The sequence below is a fragment of the Paracidovorax oryzae ATCC 19882 genome (assembly GCF_000687165.1).
In the GTDB taxonomy this organism is placed as follows: Bacteria; Pseudomonadota; Gammaproteobacteria; order Burkholderiales; family Burkholderiaceae_C; genus Paracidovorax; species Paracidovorax oryzae.
Window position 1 is genome coordinate 1 of sequence record NZ_JMKU01000046.1, and the last position, 20,981, is coordinate 20,981.

Annotated in this window: 15 protein-coding genes; 8 read left to right on the plus strand and 7 right to left on the minus strand. The window is 68.5% G+C overall.

The window, feature by feature from the left end; genetic code table 11:
• Positions 1-221 precede the first annotated feature (221 nt).
• Together nirD and nirB are read right to left on the minus strand one after the other, a co-directional pair.
• A complete protein-coding gene (gene nirD, locus T336_RS0121815) occupies positions 222-611 on the minus strand; it encodes a nitrite reductase small subunit NirD (RefSeq protein ID WP_026434111.1) in 390 nt (129 codons plus the stop codon).
• Positions 612-660: 49 nt separating this feature from the next.
• Positions 661-3,132 carry a nitrite reductase large subunit NirB gene (gene nirB / locus T336_RS0121820; RefSeq protein WP_026434112.1) on the minus strand — a complete coding sequence of 824 codons (2,472 nt, stop codon included), beginning with the start codon at positions 3,130-3,132 and terminating at the stop codon, positions 661-663.
• Positions 3,133-3,603: 471 nt separating this feature from the next.
• Between nirB and T336_RS0121825 the strand changes: the two genes are divergently transcribed.
• The 5 genes from T336_RS0121825 (at position 3,604) to T336_RS25535 (ending at position 9,158) form a co-directional block, all read left to right on the plus strand.
• Positions 3,604-4,041 (plus strand): GNAT family N-acetyltransferase, encoded by a 438-nt coding sequence (locus T336_RS0121825; protein WP_026434113.1) that lies wholly within the window; start codon positions 3,604-3,606, stop codon positions 4,039-4,041.
• Between the two features lie 193 nt (positions 4,042-4,234).
• Positions 4,235-6,313, plus strand: coding sequence for a methyl-accepting chemotaxis protein (locus tag T336_RS27235; protein ID WP_051647405.1), 2,079 nt, complete (start codon positions 4,235-4,237; stop codon positions 6,311-6,313).
• A 25-nt stretch (positions 6,314-6,338) separates the two neighbouring features.
• A complete protein-coding gene (locus T336_RS0121835; RefSeq protein ID WP_026434114.1) occupies positions 6,339-7,862 on the plus strand; it encodes a chemotaxis protein CheW in 1,524 nt (507 codons plus the stop codon).
• Positions 7,855-8,682, plus strand: coding sequence for a CheR family methyltransferase (locus tag T336_RS0121840; protein WP_026434115.1), 828 nt, complete (start codon positions 7,855-7,857; stop codon positions 8,680-8,682). Before T336_RS0121835 ends, T336_RS0121840 begins: the two co-directional genes overlap by 8 nt.
• Positions 8,679-9,158: a chemotaxis protein CheD gene (locus T336_RS25535; protein ID WP_035226910.1), complete on the plus strand. Its 480-nt coding sequence runs from the start codon at positions 8,679-8,681 to the stop codon at positions 9,156-9,158. Before T336_RS0121840 ends, T336_RS25535 begins: the two co-directional genes overlap by 4 nt.
• A 10-nt stretch (positions 9,159-9,168) precedes the next feature.
• Here the strand turns inward: T336_RS25535 and T336_RS0121850 are convergent, their stop codons facing one another.
• Genes T336_RS0121850 through T336_RS0121860 form a run of 3 tightly spaced genes read right to left on the minus strand, consistent with a single transcriptional unit; the run spans position 9,169 to position 15,309 of the window.
• On the minus strand, positions 9,169-10,740 hold the full coding sequence (locus tag T336_RS0121850; RefSeq protein WP_026434116.1) for a TolC family protein: 1,572 nt from the start codon (positions 10,738-10,740) through the stop codon (positions 9,169-9,171).
• A complete protein-coding gene (locus tag T336_RS0121855; RefSeq protein ID WP_026434117.1) occupies positions 10,737-13,946 on the minus strand; it encodes an efflux RND transporter permease subunit in 3,210 nt (1,069 codons plus the stop codon). Before T336_RS0121855 ends, T336_RS0121850 begins: the two co-directional genes overlap by 4 nt.
• 16 nt (positions 13,947-13,962) lie before the next feature.
• Entirely contained in the window at positions 13,963-15,309 is a 1,347-nt protein-coding gene (locus tag T336_RS0121860; protein WP_026434118.1) for an efflux RND transporter periplasmic adaptor subunit, read from the minus strand.
• Between the two features lie 482 nt (positions 15,310-15,791).
• Here T336_RS0121860 and T336_RS0121865 point away from each other — a divergent pair, with 482 nt between their 5' ends.
• Entirely contained in the window at positions 15,792-17,444 is a 1,653-nt protein-coding gene (locus T336_RS0121865; protein ID WP_026434119.1) for a methyl-accepting chemotaxis protein, read from the plus strand.
• Positions 17,445-17,587: 143 nt separating this feature from the next.
• A complete protein-coding gene (locus T336_RS0121870) occupies positions 17,588-18,037 on the plus strand; it encodes a CBS domain-containing protein (RefSeq protein WP_026434120.1) in 450 nt (149 codons plus the stop codon).
• 39 nt (positions 18,038-18,076) lie between these two features.
• Here T336_RS0121870 and T336_RS0121875 read toward each other — a convergent pair whose 3' ends face one another.
• Both T336_RS0121875 and T336_RS0121880 read right to left on the minus strand, forming a co-directional pair.
• Complete coding sequence (locus tag T336_RS0121875; RefSeq protein WP_026434121.1) at positions 18,077-19,072, minus strand: LLM class flavin-dependent oxidoreductase; 996 nt, start codon at positions 19,070-19,072, stop codon at positions 18,077-18,079.
• Positions 19,073-19,133: 61 nt separating this feature from the next.
• Complete coding sequence (locus T336_RS0121880; RefSeq protein WP_026434122.1) at positions 19,134-20,600, minus strand: carboxyl transferase domain-containing protein; 1,467 nt, start codon at positions 20,598-20,600, stop codon at positions 19,134-19,136.
• A 237-nt stretch (positions 20,601-20,837) separates the two neighbouring features.
• On the opposite strand from T336_RS0121880, the gene T336_RS26345 reads away from it, so the two are divergent.
• Positions 20,838-20,981 (plus strand): helix-turn-helix domain-containing protein (locus T336_RS26345; protein ID WP_156957834.1); only part of this gene is annotated, 144 nt, incomplete at its 3' end.

The window sequence follows — 20,981 nt, forward strand, 5'->3', positions numbered from 1 at the left end:
GTTCCACGGCACACCCCACCCCCGAGCACCCCAGGTTGCCCCGTTCGCCCTGCGGGCGAACGGGGTCGCATCCAGCAGGGTCGCCCTTTCTTTGGTTACTTTCTTTCGGCGAAGCGAAAGAAAGTGACTCGCCCGCCGGGGCGAAATCCCGGCTCCGGGAAGAAGATCCACAGCAAGGCGTCATGACATCAGCGCGCTGAAGGCAGATGCGGGCGAATGCCTCATCCAGCCATCGCCACACCCCGCCTCACCGGCCCCGCCACCGGCCTCGTCTCCCCCACCGCATGCCCCGCGAGCTCGGCCGCATCCAGGTACACCTCCCCATCCTCGACCTTCACCGCGAACCGCGGCGTGCAGCCTTCGTCCGGCGCGGCGGCCTGTCCGTCGCACAGGCCGATGCTCCAGTTGTGCAGGGGGCAGGCGACGCTGCGGCCGAAGACGATGCCCTGCGAGAGCGGGCCGCCCTTGTGCGGGCAGCGGTCGAGGAGGGCGAAGACTTCTCCGGCGTCGTTGCGGAACACCGCGACGTCGAGCCCCTGCGGCCGGGCGACGCGGCGCGCGCCGAGCACGGGGATGTCGTCCACGCGGCAGATGGGGGTCCATTGGGTCATCGGGGGCCTCTCGTGGGTATGGGGGGAAAGGATCGGGACGTTCACGGAATCAACGGGCGGTTGCCGTTGCGGCCGCGGCAGGCGCCAGCGGGACGAACTGCCGGGTATCCACCGCGGCCTTGTCGAACTCGAACCAGGGGTCGGGCTCGCCGTCGAGCGCGAACTGCAGCTGGGCCCAGAGTGCCTTGCGGCCTTCGTGGTCTTCGAGGATGCGCTTCTTCACGTAGTCCAGGCCCACGCGGTCCACGTAGTGCACGGTGCGCTCCAGGTACCAGCCCTCCTGGCGGTAGAGCTCGCAGAAGGCGCCGGTGTATTCGAGCACTTCCTCGGCGGTCTTGAGCTTGGTGAAGAAGTGGGCCACCTCGGTCTTGATGCCGCCGTTGCCGGCGATGTACATCTCCCAGCCGGAATCCACGCCGATGATGCCCACGTCCTTGATGCCGGCCTCGGCGCAGTTGCGCGGGCAGCCGCTCACGGCGAACTTGACCTTGTGCGGGGCGTACATGCGCCACATCGCGCGTTCCAGGTCCTTGCCCATCTGGGTGCTGTCCTGCGTGCCCATGCGGCACCATTCGCTGCCCACGCAGGTCTTCACCGTGCGCAGCGCCTTGGCGTAGGCATGGCCGCTGGGCATGCCGATGTCCTTCCAGACGTTGACGAGGTCTTCCTTCTTCACGCCGAGCAGGTCGATGCGCTGGCCGCCCGTGACCTTCACGGTGGGGATGTTGTACTTGTCCACGGCGTCGGCGATGCGGCGCAGTTCGTCGGCGGTGGTCTCGCCGCCCCACATGCGCGGAATCACGCTGTACGTGCCGTCCTTCTGGATGTTGGCGTGCGAGCGCTCGTTGATGGCGCGGCTCTGCGGGTCGTCCTTCGCCTCCTTGGGCCAGGTGCTGATCAGGTAGTAGTTCACGGCCGGCCGGCAGGTGGGGCAGCCGTTGGGGGTCTTCCATTCCAGGAACCGGAAGACGTCCTGGATGGTGACCAGGCGGTGCGTGCGGATCGCGTCGCGCACGGCCTGGTGGCCGTGGTCGGTGCAGCCGCAGACGGCCTTGGTCCGGGGCGTGGCGGAATAGTCGCCGCCCGCGGTGAACATGATGATCTGCTCCACGAGGCCGGTGCAGGAGCCGCAGCTCGCGCTGGCCTTGGTGTGCTTGCGCACGTCCTCCAGCGTGAACAGGCCCTTGTCCTTGATCGCCTTGCAGATGGCGCCCTTGGTCACGCCGTTGCAGCCGCAGACCTCGTCGGCGTCCTGCATGGCGGCGGCCTTGCTCTGGCCCTGGTGGCCGGTGTCGCCGAGGTGGGATTCGCCGAACATCAGCTTGTCGCGGATGTCGCCGATGGAGCGGCCCTCGCGCAGCAGCTTGAAGTACCAGCTGCCGTCCACGGTGTCGCCGTAGAGGCAGGCGCCCACCAGCTGGTCGTCGCGGATCACCAGCTTCTTGTACACGCCGCCGAAGGGATCGCTCATCACGATTTCCTCGGTGTCCTCGCCGCCCTGGAAGTTGCCGGCGGAGAACAGGTCGATGCCCGTCACCTTGAGCTTGGTGGAGGTGAGCGAGCCCTGGTAGCGCGCGATGCCGTATTCGGCCAGGTGGTTGGCCAGCACCTTGCCCTGCTCGAACAGCGGCGCCACGAGGCCGTAGGCGATGCCGCGGTGCGCGGCGCATTCGCCCACGGCGTAGATGCGCGCGTCGGTCACCGTCTGCAGCGTGTCGCTCACCACGATGCCGCGGTTCACGTGCAGGCGCATGCTCTCGGCGAGCTGCGTGCTCGGGCGGATGCCCACGGCCATGACGACGAGCTGCGCGGGCACTTCCGTGCCGTCCTTGAAGCGCACGGCGGCCACGCGTCCCGAGGCGTCGCCCAGCAGTTCCTGGGTCTGGGCCTTCATGAGGAAGCCCATGCCACGCTCGGCGAGGGACTTCTGCAGCATCCGGCCGGCCACGTCGTCGAGCTGGCGCTCCATGAGCCATTCGCTCGCATGCACCACGGTGACGCGCATGCCGCGCTTCATGAGTCCATTGGCGGCCTCCAGGCCCAGCAGCCCGCCGCCGATCACGACCGCGTCGCGGTAGATGGCGGCCGCGTCGATCATGGCCTGCGTGTCGGCGATGTCGCGGTAGGCCAGCACGCCCTGCAAGTCCTTGCCGGGGATGGGCAGGATGAAGGGATTGGAGCCGGTGGCGATGATCAGGCGGTCGTAGGGCGCCTCGATGGTGCGGCCCGCGGCGTCCGTGCCGCGCACGATGCGCCGGGTGCGGTCCACCTCGCGCACGGTGCAGCCCGCGTGCAGCGTGATGCCGTTGTCCTCATACCAGGACCAGTCGTTGAGGACGATCTCCTCCAGCGTCTGCTCGCCGGCCAGCACGGGCGACAGCAGGATGCGGTTGTAGTTGGGGTGCGGCTCGGCGCCGAAGACGGTGATCTCGTACAGATCGGGCGCGATCTTCAGCAGCTCCTCGAGCGTGCGCACGCCGGCCATGCCGTTGCCCACCATCACCAATCTGGATTTCTTCATCGTGACCCCCACGGGCGGTTCGGAAAACAAAAAAGGCGTCCGCACCCTGCATGCGCCGCAACAGCGGGCCGCTCGCACGGGTGGGGACGCCTTCGTCCTGGGCCCGTTCCGCCTGCGCCATTGCAGGAGGGACGGACCACGTGGCCAGCCTTGGCCACGCGAAGCCTCTTGCAATGCGCGTGCCAGGATGCGGGCACCATCGGCGTGCGGGTACGGTCGGGAGGGCGTCCCGCGAATCTACTGCGCGGGCTGCTGCAATTTGCATGGTTTTCGTTATGGGATCCATAACGCTTGATTGCGGCATGGCATGCGGGCGTGAACCGCTTCGGTGCATCGCCCCGCCCTGGTGCATGCGGGCAGGCCGCACGGGGCCGTTCGCATGCCGGCATGGCGCTTCGGTGCGAGGCGTGCGGGTGCAATGGCGGGTCGCGATGCTGCACGGCATCGACATTTCCTGGAGAGGAGCCTTCCATGAGCCTGCAGAACGCCACCGCCCAAATGGGCATGCTGCCCGCCCACCCGCCGCGCTTCGATACCGAGCGCTTCGTCGTCGTGCCGCTGCAACCCGCCAAGGCGCGCGAGCTGCTGGAGGTGCTGCTCTGCGATCCCCTGCTGGCCGAGCAATTGCCCTGGCTGGCGGACAAGTCCGCCGACGGGGCCCGGTCCGAGGCGCTGCTCGCCAGCATGCAGTGCGCTGCCGGCACGGCCATCATCTGGGGCATCGTGGAGCGGGCGCGCGCGGCCTGCATCGGCGCGGTGATCGCCCGCCACAGCCTGGAGGGCATCGACGTGGAGGTCATGTGCGCGTCGCAGTTCTTCGGGCAGGGGGTGGCCGACGAGGCCGGCGAACCTGCCATGGCATGGCTGGACGATGCGATGGAAGTGACGCTATTGCCCCTGGACATCTGACCGGCATCGGCGCCGGCTGCGGGAAGGGGCCCTGATGCAGGGCGTAGGACAAATACCTATCTTGCAATCACTTGTAGCAATTTGTGAGATATTACCGACTCTTTCCTTTCGGGAAGCGCGCCATGCAGGTAAATGTCGCAAAAATGACAGGTCATTGCGTGGAAATTTGTCAATACCCCATCACGAAAATTCCATGTCCGATCTGCCCACCACAGCCGCCAACTCCTCGCAGCCGCCTTCCACGCTCGAGCAGGAACTGGCTGAAGCCCTCACCCGTTTCGACCTGGTGAACCAGAGCGCCAGCGAGGGCCTGTGGGACATGCGGTACCCGGCCGATGGCAATGTGGAGCCGAGCACGCCGTTCTGGTGGTCGGATCAGTTTCGCAAGCTGCTGGGCTACCAGAACGAGACCGACTTCCCCAACGTGCTCGACAGCTGGGGATCGCTGCTGCATCCCGAGGACAGCGGCCCGACCTTCGACGCCTTCGCCGCCCACCTGACGGACAAGACGGGCAGGACGCCCTACGACCTCGAATACCGGTGCAAGGTACGCTCGGGTGAATACCGCTGGTTCCGCGCCCGCGGCACCACGCTGCGCGACGCGGAAGGCAACCCGCTGCGCGTGGCTGGGTCCCTCAGGGACATCACCGAGGAAAAGAAGCAGAAGGAAGAGCTGGACGGTGCGCTGGTCCGCTTCGACCTCGTGAACCAGAGCGCCAGCGAGGGCCTGTGGGACATGGCGTACCCGGCCGACGGCAACGTGCAGCCGCAGACGCCGTTCTGGTGGTCCGATCAGTTCCGCAAGCTGCTGGGCTACCAGGACGAGAGCGATTTCCCGAACGTGCTCGACAGCTGGGGATCGCTGCTGCACCCGGAGGACAAGGACCCGACGTTCGAGGCTTTCGCCGCCCACCTGATGGACAAGACGGGCAGGACGCCCTACGACCTCGAGTACCGCTGCAAGGTGCGCTCGGGCGAGTACCGCTGGTTCCGCGCGCGCGGCACCACGCTGCGCGATGCGGAGGGCAACCCGCTGCGCGTGGCCGGGTCCCTCAAGGACATCACCGAGGAAAAGAAGCAGAAGGAAGAACTGGACGGCGCGCTGATCCGCTTCGACCTGGTGAACCAGAGCGCCAGCGAAGGCCTGTGGGACATGGCGTACCCGGCCGACGGCAATGTGCAGCCGCAGACGCCGTTCTGGTGGTCCGACCAGTTCCGCAAGCTGCTGGGCTACCAGGACGAGACCGACTTCCCGAACGTGCTCGACAGCTGGGGCTCGCTGCTGCACCCCGAGGACAAGGACCCGACGTTCGAGGCCTTCGCTGCCCACCTGATGGACAAGACGGGCAAGACGCCCTACGACCTCGAGTACCGCTGCAAGGTGCGTTCGGGCGAGTACCGCTGGTTCCGCGCCCGCGGCACCACGCTGCGCGATGCGGAAGGCAACCCGCTGCGCGTGGCCGGGTCGCTCAAGGACATCCATGAAGAGAAGCGGCGGGCCGAGGACCTCGACAAGTCCATCGGCTCCCTGGTCGGAAGCCTGTCGGAGCAGACCCGCGGCATCCTCGGCAAGTCGGGCGCGGTGGCGACCGGTGCCCAGGCCCTGTGCGCGACCACCGAGGAAATGAATGCCTCGATCGAGGAGCTCACGGCGTCGATCCACTCCATCGCCCAGAACGCGAAGGGCACGGATGCCGTCGCGCGCCATACGCAGGAAGAGGCGGAGCAGGGCGCCCAGGCGATCAACAAGGCGATCGAGTCGATGGAAGTGCTCGGCCGCTCGTCTGAAGACATGTCGGAGATCGTCAAGGTCATCAGCGAGATCGCGAGCCAGACGAACATGCTGGCGTTCAACGCGGCCATCGAGGCCGCCCGCGCGGGCGAGCACGGGCTCGGCTTTTCCGTGGTGGCCGACGAGGTGCGCAAACTGGCCGAGCGCTCGTCGCAGGCGACGAAGGAAATCTCCAAGCTCATCAACGGCTCGGTGAAGCTCATCGTCCAGGGCAGCGACGTGTCCCGGCAGGCGGGCGATGCCTTCACGAAGATCGTCAAGAGCATCCGCCAGACCGGCCAGGCGATTTCCGAAGTGTCGAGCGCCGCGGAGGAGCAGCTCGGCGCGGTCAAGATGATCGGTGACGCCATCCAGCACATCGCCGAGGAAACCGAGAAGTCGGCCTCCGCCTCCGAGGGCATCGACATGGCGTGCCGCGATCTCGACGGCGGCGCCCAGCGCCTGGCCGCGGCCTTCGCCGATTTCAAGGCCAAGGGCTGATCCGCCCCGGCAGAGGAGAGCCGCCTTGAGCCATCCGCAAGACACCGCGCCTGTTCCCCCGGCCCCTGCCGGGCAGTCCGCGGTCTATGCCTCCTTCACGCTGGGCGACGAGGAGTTCGCGATCGACGTCCGGCATGTGCAGGAGGCCGTCAACCTGCCTGGCAGGATCGTTTCCATGCCGCTGGCGCCCGACTTCGTGGTGGGCGTCTTCAACCTGCGCGGCACTATCGTGCCCATGCTCGACATGCGGCGCCTGCTGGGGCTGGGCACTGCCGACGACCCCGCAGGCGCGAAGGTGGTGATCGTCCAGCACCGCGGCGTCCGCCTGGGGCTGATGTTCGACGACACCCGGCGCGTGATGCGCCCCCGCGGCGACGAGCAGGCATTGTTCGGCTACCAGGACCAATCCACCCACCGCGTGGTGGCCGGCGTGCTCAAGGTCGGGGGCGAGCTCGTGCGCGTGCTCGATCTCGACCGGCTGGTGGCGATCGAGAACGTGCCCCGGGCCGGCACCGCCACGGGGGAGGGCGTTGCCTCCCGGGCCAAGCGCAACCGCACGCGCTGCATCACCTTCCGGGTGGGCGACCTGCTGCTGGGCTTCGCCATCCACGGGGTGCACGAGATCGTGCAGGCCCGGGGCATCGAACGCTCCCCGGTGCAGGACGCGCTGTGCGCGGGCGTGATGCACATCCGGGACAACGTGGTTCCGGTGGTGCGCTTCGGGGACCTGCTGCGGACCGGTGCCGGCACGGACGGCGACGATTCCGGTGAACAGCGAGTCGTCGTGCTCCAGGCCGGATCAATGCATGTCGGCCTGCTGGTGGACAGCGTGGAGGCGATCGTCGCCTATTCCGAGGACGACGTGATGCACGTGCCCGTGCTGACGCGCCACCGCGCCAGCATGTTCGCGGGCTGCCTGGACCTGGGCGAGCGGGGCCACGTGTTCCTGCTCGACAGCCAGGGGGTGCTGGACCACGGCGAGATCGGCCGCATCTCCGGCCAGCACAGCAGCCTGTTCGCTTCACGGGCCCGTACGGAGCGCGCCGCGGAGCGGCATGCGGGCGTGCGCCAGACCTTCCTGTGGTTCGACTCCCGGCAGGCTTTCGGCCTGCCGATGCAGGACGTGCGGGAAATCATCGACTGCGGCGACGGGCTGATCCCGGTGCCGGGCGCGCCGGAATTCGTCTCGGGCATGTACAACCTGCGCGGCAAGCTGGTGACGGTGGTGGATATCCGCCGCTACTACCAGTTGGGCGAGCCAGGGCCCCAGGACGTGCTCGAGCCGAAGGTGGTGGTGCTGCAGCAGGGCGATACCCTGCTGGGGCTGCAGGTGGACCGGGTGCGCAGCATCGTGCACATCGATGCCGCGGGCAAATATCCCATTCCCTCGCTGATGCGCAATGCACTGACCCCCCGCACGCGCCACCACGTCTCCGAGGTGCTGGAAACGCAGGGCGAGGGCAGCACGCCCACCCATGTGCTGACGCTGGATGCCGCCCGCATTTTCGCGTCCATCGGCGAGCTGGAGGCCGAGATGGCCGATGCCTGAGTTCGGGGACATGGACGGCGCGACCCTGCTGCGGCTGCTGCAGCGGGTGCGCGGGCACACCGGCATCCACATGGTCGAGGCCAAGAAGACCATGCTGCAGGCCCGGCTGCGCCCGCGCATGCGCCACCTGGGCATCGATTCCTATGCCGGGTACGTGGAGCACCTGGACCGCAACGTGGACGAGCGCCAGCCTTTCGTCGATGCGGTGACGACCCACCAGACCTCCTTCTTCCGCACGCCCAAGGTCTGGCAGTACTTCCGCGACGTGTTCCTGCCCGGGTGGGCCCGGGAGGAGCGGGGACGGCCGCTGCGGGTATGGTCGGCCGCGGCCTCCACCGGCGAGGAGGCCTGCACGATCGCGATCTGTTGCGAGGAGTTGCGCCGCCAGCAGCCCGGTTTCTCCTACGAGATCCTGGGCACGGACATCAGCACCGATGTGCTGGCGCATGCGCGCGCGGGCCGGTATGCCGGGTCTTCCGTGGCGGCGTTCCGGGCGGGCCACCCCGGGATCTTCGATCGCTACGACGCTGCCCGGCGGCCCGGGCAGTTCATGCTGGAAGACGCCGTGCGGCGCTGCATGGCCTTCGAGCCGCACAACCTGATGGAACCGGCGCCGTGGCAGGACCGTTTCGATGTGGTGTTCCTGCGCAACGTGCTGATCTACTTCACCGCCGAAGACATCCGCAGCGTCGTCCACCACCTCGCGCCGTCGCTGCGCCGGCACGGGAAGCTGGTGATCGGCGAGTCGGAGTCGCTGACGTCCATGGACGTGCCGTTCCAGTTCGTGCAGCCGCAAATCTACGAAAAAGCAGCGGCATGACGGAGCGCGCCGAGCAGGTCCATGTGCGCATGGGCGAGCTGGCCCTGGGGCGCAGCCCCGAACTGCTCAAGGCCACGCTGGGTTCGTGCGTCGGCATCGCGCTGCTCTGGAAATCCCGTGGCCTCTATGCCCTGGCACACTGCCTGCTGCCCTGCGCTCCCGCACCTTACCCGCCGGGCGGAGCGCGCTACGTGGACCAGGCCGTGGAGGCGATGCTGCAGCGCCTGCAGGCCGGGCCCGGGGATTGCGCGCAGATCGAGGCCCACCTGGCGGGCGGCGCCAGCATGCGGGAGGGCGCTGCCGGCGCCGGGCGCGTGCCGCCGGTCGGGGCGCTCAATACCGAGGCCGCGCTGCGGCTGCTGGAGGCCCGCGGCATCGCCGTGCGTTCGAGCGACACCGGCGGCACGTGCGCCCGCCAGATGCGCCTGGACTGCGCCGCGGCGACCGTCAGCGTCATCCGCGTCGCGGCACCTTAGAAGGGGGCCATCACGGCTTGCCGGCGTCCGGCTCCTCGCCCCATCCGCCGAGCACCTTGTAGAGCGTGACGCGGTTGGACTGGTCGGCCAGTTGCACGCCGATCAGCCCCTGCTGCGCGGTGTAGAGCGAGCGCTGCGCATCCAGCACGGCCAGGTAGCTGTCGGCGCCCAGCCGCCACCGGGCGAGGGTCAGGTCGAGCGCGCGCTGGCTGGAGTCCACGAGGGATTGCTGCGCCTGCAGGCGCTCCTGCAGCGTGGCGCGCTCGGCCAGCGCGTCCGCCGCCTCGCGGAAGGCCGTCTGCACGGTTTTCTCGTACTGGGCGAGGGCGGTTTCCTGCGCGACCTCGGCCACGCGCAGGTTGGCCCGGTTGCGTCCTCCGTCGAAGATCGGCAGGCGGATCTGCGGCGCGAAGCTCCAGATGCCGTTGCCCGCGCCGAAGAGGCCCGATAGCTCATTGCTCGCCGTGCCCACGCTGGTGGTGAGCGTGATCGAGGGGAAGAACGCGGCGCGCGCCGCGCCGATATTGGCGAACGAGCCCCGCAGCGAGCGCTCGGCCGCCTGCACGTCCGGGCGGCGCAGCAGCGTGGAGGATGGCAGCGAGCCCGCGGGCACCGCCAGGGCCTGCGCCACCGACACCGTGGGCCGCTGCCAGCGCGCCGGATCGGGGCTGCCGGCGCGGTCACCGCCGGGCGCGGCGGCCCCGGTCTCCGCGGGCGGCGGCGCCAGCGCCTCCACGGCCGCGGGCGGCAGCAGGGCATCGTCCACGGGGCGTCCCGCCAGCAGGTGGAGCGCGTTGCGGTCCTTGGCAAGCTGCGTGGCGGCGCTGGCGAGGTCGGCGCGCGCCGTATCGACCGTCGCCTGCGTCTGCGTGAGCGTGAGGCCCGAGGTGGCGCCCTGCTCATAGCTGCGCCGCGCCAGGGCGAGCGACTGCGACCGGGTGCGCAGCGTCTCGCGCGCCAGCAGCAGGCGGCGCGCGTCGGCGTCGAGCGTGAGCCAGGCGCCGGCCACGTCGGCCACCAGGCTCAGGCGCACGCTGCGCCCGTTGTCGCCCACCCGCAGGAACTCCTGCAGCGCGGCATCGTTGAGGTTGCGGATCCGGCCGAAGAAGTCGATCTCGTAGCTCGTGAACCCGATCTGGGCGCTGTACTGGGCGGTGGTGTTGGCGCGGCCGGCGGCGGTGAGGTCGTCGGCCGTGCGCGCACGCGTTCCCGCGCCCGTGGCAGCCACGGTGGGGAAGAGGTCCGCGCGGCTCACGCCGTACTGGGCCCGGGCGCGCTCGATGGCCAGCGCCGCCATGCGCAGGTCGCGGTTGGCTTCGAGCGATTGCGTGATCACGCTGCGCAGCCGCGGCTCCGTGATGAACGACTCCCAGGGACCCAGGCCGATGTCCACCACGCCTGTCAACGTCACGCTGTCGGTGCCACGGGCGGACGGGGTGCCGACCACTTCCGGCACGGGGAGCGCGGGCTTCCAGAAAGGCGGCGCGAGGTTGGTGCAGCCCGCCGCGAGCAGCGCGGCGGCCAGGGCTGCCCCGGCGGCGAGGCGCGGGCGAAGGAGGGAGGCGAAGGGCGCGCGCGTCATGCGGAAGCTCCGGGGGCAGGGCTGGAGGGCGGGGGGCCGTCGGTGCCCGCGGGCGGATGCTCCGCGGTGGCTTCGGCCTGCGCACCACGCCGGGCGAAGAAGCCGCGGATCAGCACAAAGAACACGGGAACGAAGAAAACGCCGAGCACGGTGGCCGCCACCATGCCGCCCAGCACCGCGGTGCCGATGGCCTGCCGGCCCCCCGCGCCCGCGCCGGTCCCGATGGCCAGCGGCAGCACGCCGAAGCCGAAGGCCAGCGAGGTCATCAGGATGGGCCGCAGCCGCAGCCGCACGGCCTCCAGCGTGGCGTCGATCACGCTGCGCCCGGCCGCCTGCAGCTGGGTGGCGAATTCCACGATCAGGATGGCGTTCTTGGAGGCGAGCCCCACGGTGGTCAGCAACCCCACCTGGAAGTACACATCGTTCGACATCCCACGGATGCCGATGCCCAGCAGCGCCCCGACGATGCCCAGGGGCACCACCAGGATCACCGAGAACGGCACCGACCAGCTCTCGTACAGCGCGGCCAGGCACAGGAACACGAACAGGATGGAGATCGCGTACAGCAGCGGCGCCTGCGAGCCCGAGAGCCGCTCCTGGTAGGAGGCGCCCGTCCATTCGTAGCCGATGCCCGGGGGCATCTGCTTCATGATCCCGTCGATCGCGCCCATGGCCGCGCCGGAGCTGACGCCCGGTGCCGCATCGCCCACGAACTCGTAGCTGGGACTGCCGTTGTAGCGCTGCAACTGGGGCGAGCCGTAGGTCCAGTAGGTGCTGGAGAACGCCGAGAACGGCACCATCTGGCCCTGGTTGTTGCGCACAGTCCAGGGGCCGATGTCCTGCGGCAGCATGCGGAAGGGCGCATCGCCCTGCATGTACACGCGCTTGACCCGGCCCTTGTTCAGGAAGTCGTTCACGTAGGTGCCGCCGATGGCGCTGGAGAGCGTGCTGTTGATGTCGGCCGTGGCCAGGCCCAGCGCGCCAGCCTTGGCGTCGTCGATGGTCACGCCCAGCTGGGAGGTGTCGTCGGGGTTGTTGGCGCGCAGGTTGGAGACCTCGTGGCGGTCGCGCGCGAGCTGCAGCACCTTGTCGCGCGCCGCCACCAGCGCCTCGTGCCCCAGGCCGTTCAGGTCCTTGAGCTGGAAGTTGAAGCCCGCATTGGCGCCCAGGCCGCGCACGGCCGGCGGCAGCACCACGAAGATGCGTGCGTCGCGGATCCGGCGCAGATCGCGCGTGGCCTTGCGGGCGATCGCGTCGGCGCTCTGCTCGGGCCGCGGGCGCTCGCTCCAGTCCTTCAGCCGCACGAAGCCGCGCGCGGAGCTCTGGTCGCCGTTGGCGCCGGTGATGGAGTTGAAGCTCACCACGTCGGGCTGCGCCGCGAAGTACTTCTGCACCTCGGCCATCACGGCCTGCAGGCGCGTGTTGGACGAGCCCGCCGGCAGCGTGATCTGCACCTGCACGGCGCCCTGGTCCTCATTGGGCAGGAACGAGGTGGGCAGGCGCATGAACAGCACCGCCATGCCGCCCACGATGAGCGCGTAGATCAGCATCATGCGGCCACCCCGGCGCACGATGCGGCCCACGCCGCGCTGGTAGCTGTCGGCCGTGCGGTCGAAGCGGTGGTTGAAGCCCGTGAAGAAGCGGTCCACCCAGCCCAGCGGCCCGCGCCGCGGTGCGCCGCCGTGCGGGCTGTGCGTGCCCTTCGGGATCGGCTTGAGCAGCGTGGCGCACAGGGCCGGCGTGAGCGTGAGGGCCACCAGCACCGACAGCACCATGGCCGAGACGATGGTGATGGAGAACTGCCGGTAGATCACCCCCGTGGAACCGCCGAAGAAGGCCATGGGAATGAACACCGCCGAGAGGGTCAGCGCGATGCCGACCAGGGCCGGCGTGATCTCGGCCATGGACTTGCGCGTGGCTTCCTTCGGGGGCAGGCCCTCTTCGCTCATCACGCGCTCGACGTTCTCCACCACCACGATGGCGTCATCCACCAGCAGGCCGATGGCCAGCACCATGCCGAACATGGTGAGCGTGTTGATGGAGTAGCCCGCGGCCGACAGCACGCCGAACGTGCCCAGCAGCACCACCGGCACGGCGATGGCCGGGATCAGCGTGGCGCGGAAGTTCTGCAGGAAGAGGTACATCACCAGCACCACGAGCGCCATGGCCTCCACCAGCGCCTTGATGACCTCTTCGATCGAGGCTTCCACGAAGGGGGTGGTGTCGTAGCTCGTGAAAGGCTTGAGCTGGTAGGGGAAGAAGGGCCGCAGTTCGGCGACCTTGGCGTTCACCGCCTCGGCCACCGCCATGGCGTTGGCGCCGTCGGCCAGCACCACGCCCATGCCCGCGCCGGGCTGGCCGTTCAGGCGCGAGGTGATGGTGAGGTTGTCCGCGCCCAGCTCGATGCGGGCCACGTCCTTCAGGCGCACGATCGATCCATCGGTCGCTACCTTCAGCACGATGTTCTCGAACTCGCCCTTGCTCTGCAGCTTGCTGCGCGCGGTGATGGTGGCGTTGAGCTGCTGCTGCCCCACGGCGGGCAGGGCGCCCAGCTGCCCTGCAGAGACCTGCGCGTTCTGCGCATTGAGCGCGCTGCCCACGTCGGAGGGCATGAGCGCGTATTTCTCGAGCCTGGCCGGATCCATCCACACGCGCATGGCGTAGCCCGTGCCCAGCGTGGCCACGTCGCCCACTCCGTCGATGCGGCTGATGACGTCCACCAGGTTGCTGGAGATGTAGTCGCCGATGTCCACCTGCGTCACCGACGGGTCGGGCGAGGTGAAGGTGACGATCATCAGGTAGTCGTTGCCGCCCTTGGTGACGGTGACGCCGCGGCTCTGCACGGCCGGGGGCAGGCGCGACATGGCCTGCTGCAGCTTGTTCTGCACCTGCACCTGGGCCACGTCGATATTGGTGCCGGCATTGAAGGTGAGCGTGGTGCGCGAATTGCCCGAAGCATCGCTGGTCGAGCCCATGTAGATGAGGTTGTCCAGCCCCTTGAGCTGCTGCTCGATCACCTGCGTGACCGATTCCTCCACCGTCTTGGCCGAGGCGCCGGTGTAGGTGGCGCTGATGGACACGCGCGGCGGCGCGATGTCCGGGTACTGCTCCAGCGGCAGGTTGCGGATCGACATCGCGCCCGCGAGCATGATGACGATGGCGATGACCCACGCGAAGATGGGCCGGTTGATGAAGAACTGGGCCATGGAGGGCGCTCCTGCGTCAGCGCGAGGCAGCCGGTGCCTGGGCCGATGCCGGGGCCGCGGGAGCGGAGGCCCTGGCCGCGGCGGCCGCCGCACCCTGCTGCGGGATCTTCACCTCCACGGCGTGGATGGCGTCGCCCGGCTGGATGCGCTGCAGCCCGTCCACGATGATGCGGTCGCCGGCGGCGAGGCCCGCCGTGGCCACCCAGCGGTTGCCCACGGCCGCGCCCACCTGGATGCCGCGGCGCTCCACCTTGTCCTGCGCGTCGGCCACCAGCACGCTGGCATTGCCGGCCGCGTCGCGCGTCACGCCCTGCTGGGGCACGAGCAGGGCCTGCTCGTTCACGCCGGTCTCCAGCACCGCCCGCACGTACATGCCGGGCATCAGCAGGCCGTCCGGGTTGGGCACCACGCCGCGCAGCGTGACCGCGCCGGTCGTGGGGTTCACCGTGATGCCGCTGAACTGCAGCCGGCCGGCGTGGGCATAGGTGCTGCCGTCCTCGAGCTTGAGCCGCATGCGCGCCTGCCCCTCGCCGGCGCGCTGCAGCCGGCCCTGCGCCAGCTCGGTCTTCCAGCGCAGCACGTCGGTGCTCGACTGGGTGACGTCCACGTAGAGCGGATCGACCTGCGAGACGGTGGTGAGGGCCGTGGACTGGTTGGCCGTGACCAGCGCGCCGGGCGTGACGCTGGACGTCGTCGTGCGTCCGGAGATGGGCGACTGGATGCGCGCGTATCCCAGGTTGATGCGCGCGGTGGCCACCGCCGCGCGGGCCACGGACACGTCCGAGCGCGCCTGCTGCGCCGCCGCCTGGCTGTCGTCCGCCACCTGCCGGCTCACGGCCTCGATCTTCGCCAGTTCGGCGTTGCGGCGCGCGTTCGATTCCGCCGACGCGGCGGTGGCCTGGGCACGGCCGAGCGAAGCCTCGGCACTGGCGAGGGCCGCCTCCAGCGGCGCCGGGTCGAGCTGGTAGAGGGCCTGGCCTGCCTTCACTTCCGCGCCTTCCGTGAACAGGCGCTTCTGCACGATGCCGCCCACCTGCGGCCGGATCTCGGCCACAAGGTAGGCACTGGTGCGGCCGGGCAACTCTGTGGTGACCGACTGGCGCTCGGGCTGCAGCGTGACCACGCCCACCTCCACCGGGCCGCGCGGCGCGGGGGGCGGTGCCTTGTCCGAGCAGCCGGCCAGGGCCGTTGCCAGGCAGAAGCCCAGCCCGAGCCACAGCGTGCGGGCCCGGCGGCCGGGCGCCTGGCGGCCCCCGCCGGGGGCGGCACCGGCAGCGCTTGCACACCCTGGCGGCGGGAGCGGACAGTCGGAATCGGGCGGGGCGGGGAGGCGGCGAGCGGAGCGGAAGGGCGTGGGATTCATGGCAGGCGCTGCTGAGAGAGCCGTGCATTCTCACCGCCGATTGAAAACGGCTTGTGAAGCGGACCCTTCCGCGCGGACGCATTCCGTTTCCCGAGGCCCCTCAGCCTGCCATGCCGCTCGGTGCACTGCCCGCGCGTGGGGTCTAGCGCTTGAAGCTTTCAGCCAGCTTGCATGGTGAAGGCTGCGCGACAGGATCCAGCGATTGCCGAGATTCCACAAACCGGCCCGGTCCTCCACGCTCCGGAACGCAGCCACGGCATTCCACGGAAAAATCAATGGCGAAGCGGGTTTGGGGCACTATCGTGTGCGGTGGCAATGTCCGGAAATTCACGAAATTTGATGCAAATCAAGCTTTTGAAAGCGCAGTAAGTGTTTTCAATTACATCAAATTTGCCGCATCGCCGTACTATTTCGCCGCGTCATCCGGAACGGCCGGGTACGCCCGATCCGCAAGAAACCATGCAGCCGAGAGGAGAAACCCCATGCGCGTCAACCTTCCCGTCGTTCCCCAGGAATACCCCTTCCCCCGGGGCGAGACACTGGTGTCCACCACCGACCTGCAGGGGCGCATCCTCTACTGCAATCCCATGTTCGTGGAGGTGAGCGGCTACGAGCGCGCCGAGCTGCTGGGCCAGCCGCACAACATGATCCGCCATCCGGACATGCCGGAAGAGGCTTTCCGCGACATGTGGGAAACCATCGCCGCCGGGTGGCCATGGTCCGCCGCGGTGAAGAACCGCCGCAAGGACGGGACTTACTACTGGGTCATGGCCAACGTCACGCCGCTGATGGAGGACGGGCGCCCGGTGGGCTACATGTCGGTGCGCACCGAAGCCTCGCGCGAGCAGATCGCGGGCGCCGAGGCGCTCTACGGCCACATGCGCGCCGAGAAACAGGCCGGCCGCATGGTGCATGCGCTGCAGCGCGGGCGGGTCGTGCGCAGGACGCTTTCCGGGCGCGTCCGCCAGGCGCTGGACATCGGCCTGGGCGGGCAGGTGGCCATGGCCTTCGCCGCCGTGTGGCTGGCGGCGTTCCTCGCGGGGCTCGTGGACCAGGAATCGGGCGTGTTCTCCGCGCTGGCGTGGCTGGCCGTCGCGGGGGTGGCCGTCGGCGGATTCGCATGGGTGCGCCGCGCGGCCGTCCTCCCGCTGGCCACCATGGTGGGGGCGGCCAACCGCATGGCGGCCGGCGACCTGACGCAGAGCGTCACCGTGACGCGCACCGGCCTGACCGGAGAACTGCAGCGCGCGCTCGCGCAGCTCAATGTCAACCTGCTGTCGATCGTGCGCGACGCCCGGCAGGAGAGCGACAAGATGCGCATGTCGAGCCGCGAGATCGCGCAGGGCAACCAGGACCTGTCCTCGCGCACCGAGAACCAGGCGAGCAACCTGCAGCAGACGGCTGCCTCGATGGAGGAGATCACCGGCACCGTCAAGCAGACCGCAGACTCCGCGCGCCAGGCCAGCGAACTCGCCCAGCAGGCCACGGGCGTGGCCGAGCGCACCAGCGGCGCGGTGGATGAAGTGGCCGCGACCATGCGGGAGATCCAGACCTCGTCCGGCCGCATCGGCGAGATCACCGGGCTGATCGACTCCATCGCCTTCCAGACCAACATCCTCGCGCTGAACGCGGCCGTGGAGGCGGCTCGCGCGGGCGAGCACGGCCGCGGCTTCGCCGTGGTGGCCGCGGAGGTGCGCAGCCTGTCGCAGCGCACCCAGTCCGCCGCCAAGGAAATCCGCCAGCTGATCGAGGAGTCCGCGGCGCGGGTGGGCGAGGGCCACGCGCGCACCGACGGTGCCCGCCGGACCATGCAGGAATCGCTCGAACTGGTGCGCCGCGTCGGCGTGTTCATCGGGGAGATCCACAGCGCCTCGAACGAGCAGCTCTCGGGCATCTCGCAGGTGAATGCGGCCGTGGCCCAGCTGGACACCATCACCCAGCAGAACGCGGCGCTGGTGGAGGAGAGTGCCGCCCTGGCCATCGAGCTGGAGCGCCAGGCCCAGACCGTGTCGGAGTCGGTGCAGGTGTTCCGCCTGGACCGGGGGCCCCGCACCGCGTCGTCCGATGCCGTGGCGCTGCGCAAGGCGGCCAAGGCCGGCCGGACCGGCGCAGCCGCGCTGCCCGCGCCGTACTGACACCGCTGCGGCGGCGGGCTTTTTGCAACCTTGTGTATCCCGCCCGGCCATGGCCGGGCGTCGCCCCGTTGCGGACCGCGCGGCTTGCATGGACACTGGCGCCAGGCCAGATGCCGTTCACCATCCAGCACCGGGAGGCTTCCATGACCGCTGTCGCAGACATCCTCAGATCCAAGGCCCACCAGGAGGTCTTCACCATCGCGCCGTCCGACTCCATGCTCGACGCGCTGCGCCTGATGGCCGACAAGGGCATCGGTGCGCTGCTCGTGATGGACGGCGGGCGCATCGCCGGCATCGTCACCGAGCGGGACTACGCGCGCAAGGTGGCGCTGCTGGGCCGCACTTCCGGCGACACCCGCGTGGCGGACGTGATGACCCGCGCCGTGCGCTTCGTGCGGCCCGTGCAGACCAGCGGCCAGTGCCTGGCGCTCATGAGCGAGAACCGCCTGCGGCACCTGCCCGTGGTGGAGGAGGACGGCACGCTCGTGGGCCTCATCTCCATCGGCGACCTCGTGAAGGACGTGATCTCCGAGCAGCAGTTCATCATCGAGCAGATGGAGCAGTACATCACCGGGGGGGGCCGGCCCGCATAGGTGCCTCGCCGGCGCCGCCCCGGAGCACTGTGCTCCGTGTCAACGCGCAAGCGAGGTTCGCTGCTGGCCGAAGTGTCTTCCGAGTGCGGGGATGACCTGCAGGCCATAGAGCCGGTAGGACGTCAGCAGGGCATTCCTGTCCAGGGTATTGCCCGTGAAGAAGCCCACCATGTGGCCAGCCCCCGTGCGGCGTGCCTGCTCGATGATCTGCTCCACGACATCGGCGGGCGACCCGGCGATGGTGTCCTGTTCGAGGATGGAGGGAATGTTGTGGCGTGCGATGCCGGCTTGTTCCAGGGCCTCGGCCCGGCCCGGTGCCACGAAGATGCACCGCCTGATCGCAAGCCGGGAGGACACGTCGTCTTCTGACCCGGCATGGATGGCGTTGCGATATTCATCGAAGAGGACGCAGACCTCGTCCACGGAGAGGAAGCCCGTGCAGAGCTTGTGCCCCTCGCGGGCGGCTTCCTGCGCGGCCCTGGCGCTGCGCACCGTCGCCCAGACCGGCGGGAAGGGCCTCTGCATCGGCGAGGGAACGATGTGCAGGTTCTTCAGCGTCCAGTAGGTGCCCGCGTGTTCGAGGGGGGCGGTGTCCATGGCCTTCCGGATGATCTGCCGGGCTTCGTCGAACATCGGCTGCAGATGCTCCCGATCCACACCCAGGGCTGCCGCCTCGTCGGGATTGGACCCGCGTGCCAGGCCGACTTCCAGCCGTCCGCCGCTCAGGTGATCGAGTACGCCGATCTCCTCCAGGACACGCCACGGCTGGCTGAGCGGAAGCACCCATCCGAGGATGCCGATCCTCAACCGCTTCGTCAGTGCCGCGGCCGCGGCTGCCACCAGGGCGGGCGCCGGAGAAACCCGTGCGCCACCGAAATGGTGTTCGCTGAAGAAGATGCCCTCATACCCCAGAGCTTCCGCATCGATCCAGCTCTTTCTTCGCCAGGCGAGTTCCGCCTGATAGTTGGCCGGGTCGAAAGCGGCAGGGTTTTCGTCAGCGGAAACGTTGAATTGTTCGAAGATCCAGGATTTCATCGGTGCGGTATTTCACTTTCTGGGGGGATTCGGTCGGGAGCCGGGCGGGCGGGTGTCCGGGTCATGCACGCTTGCGCAATGGAGCGGAGACCTTGGAAACGCCGATGGGCCCGGAGCGCGGGGCAGATTTCCTGGCGGGGGCCGCGGGCTGTCCGGAGGGGGTCTCTGCCGCGAGAAATGGGGCGAGGTGGTGCAGGATCCTTTCCCGCGTGTCTGCAGGGTCGATCACTTCCGTGACGAGGCCTTTCTCGGCCAGCCGGGCCGGCGCCGAGATCTCCCGGCGGAGGAGTTCCACCACCTGCCGCTTTTCGGGTGGAGCGCTTTCCAATATCGCTTCCATCGTTTTGACGCCAAAAACCCCAATATTGGCGTGCGGATAGGCGAGGATCGCCACGGGGTCGAAGCCGGGGCCCTGCATGGCGTACAGTCCGCCGGTAAATGCCTTTCGCACGACGACGAGGATTTTGGGGACGGTGCTTCGGACATGCGCCGAAAACAATTCGGCCGCTGCGGAGAATATGCCGCTGCGCTCAGCTTCCTTGCCTATCATGAAGCCCGGTACATCCGCGAAGAAAACAATGGGAATGCGGAGCTTGTCCGCAATGCGGATGGCGCGGACCATTTTCCTGGCCGACGGTCCCTGGATGGCGCCCGACTGGTGCCTGGGATTGTTGGCGATCAGCGCCATCGGGTGTTTACCCACAGTCGCGAAACCAGTCAGCACTTCGGGGGCGTGGTGGGGGCTGATTTCTACCTGGCTGCCTGCATCGGCGATCGCCTCGATCAGGGAATGCGCGTCGTAGGGCCGGCCAGGGTCGCGCGGTATCAGTCTGCCGATGTGCAGTGGCTTCGGCCTGGGACCCCTCGCGCGCCTGCGGGGTGCCTGCCGGCTGCCCAGGCTTATCAGCTTCCGCGCGCAGGCGAACAGCTCCTGTTCGTCATCGAAAACCAGCTGCGCCGAACCGGCTTCGCTGTGTACCTGCGGGCCCCCGAGCGACTGCAGGTCGCAGTCCTGTCCCAGCATGGCCCGGACCATGTCCGGACGGCCCATGCACAGGGCCCCTTTGCGGGTCATCATCACGACGTCTGCCAGCATGAGCGGCAAGGCGAGGGGACCGGAGGTCGGTCCCAGGATGGCGGAGACCATGAGATGGTGTTGTGCGAACCTTGCCAGGCAGGCACTGACCCGTCCCATGCCGGAAGGCGACAGCAGCAGGGTGGAAAGATCTGCCGTGATCACGCGGGTGGTATCGAATCCTCCTTCCGGATCGCCCAGCTGGTCCTGCACATAGAGCAGGGGCGCTTCTTCCTGCGCCGCCTGCTCGATCGTGCGGGTGATATGCAGCGCGGTGTTTCGCTGCAGTCGATCTTCGAATTCACAATCACGTCCCCGGTTCATTATCAGGAAAACGGTGCGTGAATCGATGAGGCCCTTGCCGCAGATGAAGTGGCTTTCGATGGAAGGTTGTGTCTCCGTGAATGTTCCGGCATCGAAAATCAATCCTGTCCTGGTTGCGGCAATCGACAAGGGTTTCTCCTCGTGTTCGTGGGATATTGTTGGTTAAATAATTCTTGATGATTTCGATCTAAAGAAAATTTAATTTCTGCAGAGATTAATTATTTTGTATGCGGATGCAAAGCCACGGCGCTGCGTCCGACGCGCTGCCCGGGCATTTCCGACAGGAAATGGGCGGGATGCGGTGCTCAAATGCCGGGCGGTCTCCAATCTGAAGTGCAACACCTGAACCTCAGGTAACTTGCACAGATGACTTCGCGATACACGCACTTGCAGCCCGAAGAACGCCTCACGCTGGCCTCGCTGGTCCAGCAGGGATGGAGCGGGCGATCCATCGCTCGCCTTCTCGGGCGCAGCCCCAGCACCGTGTGCCGGGAACTGGCGCGCAACAGC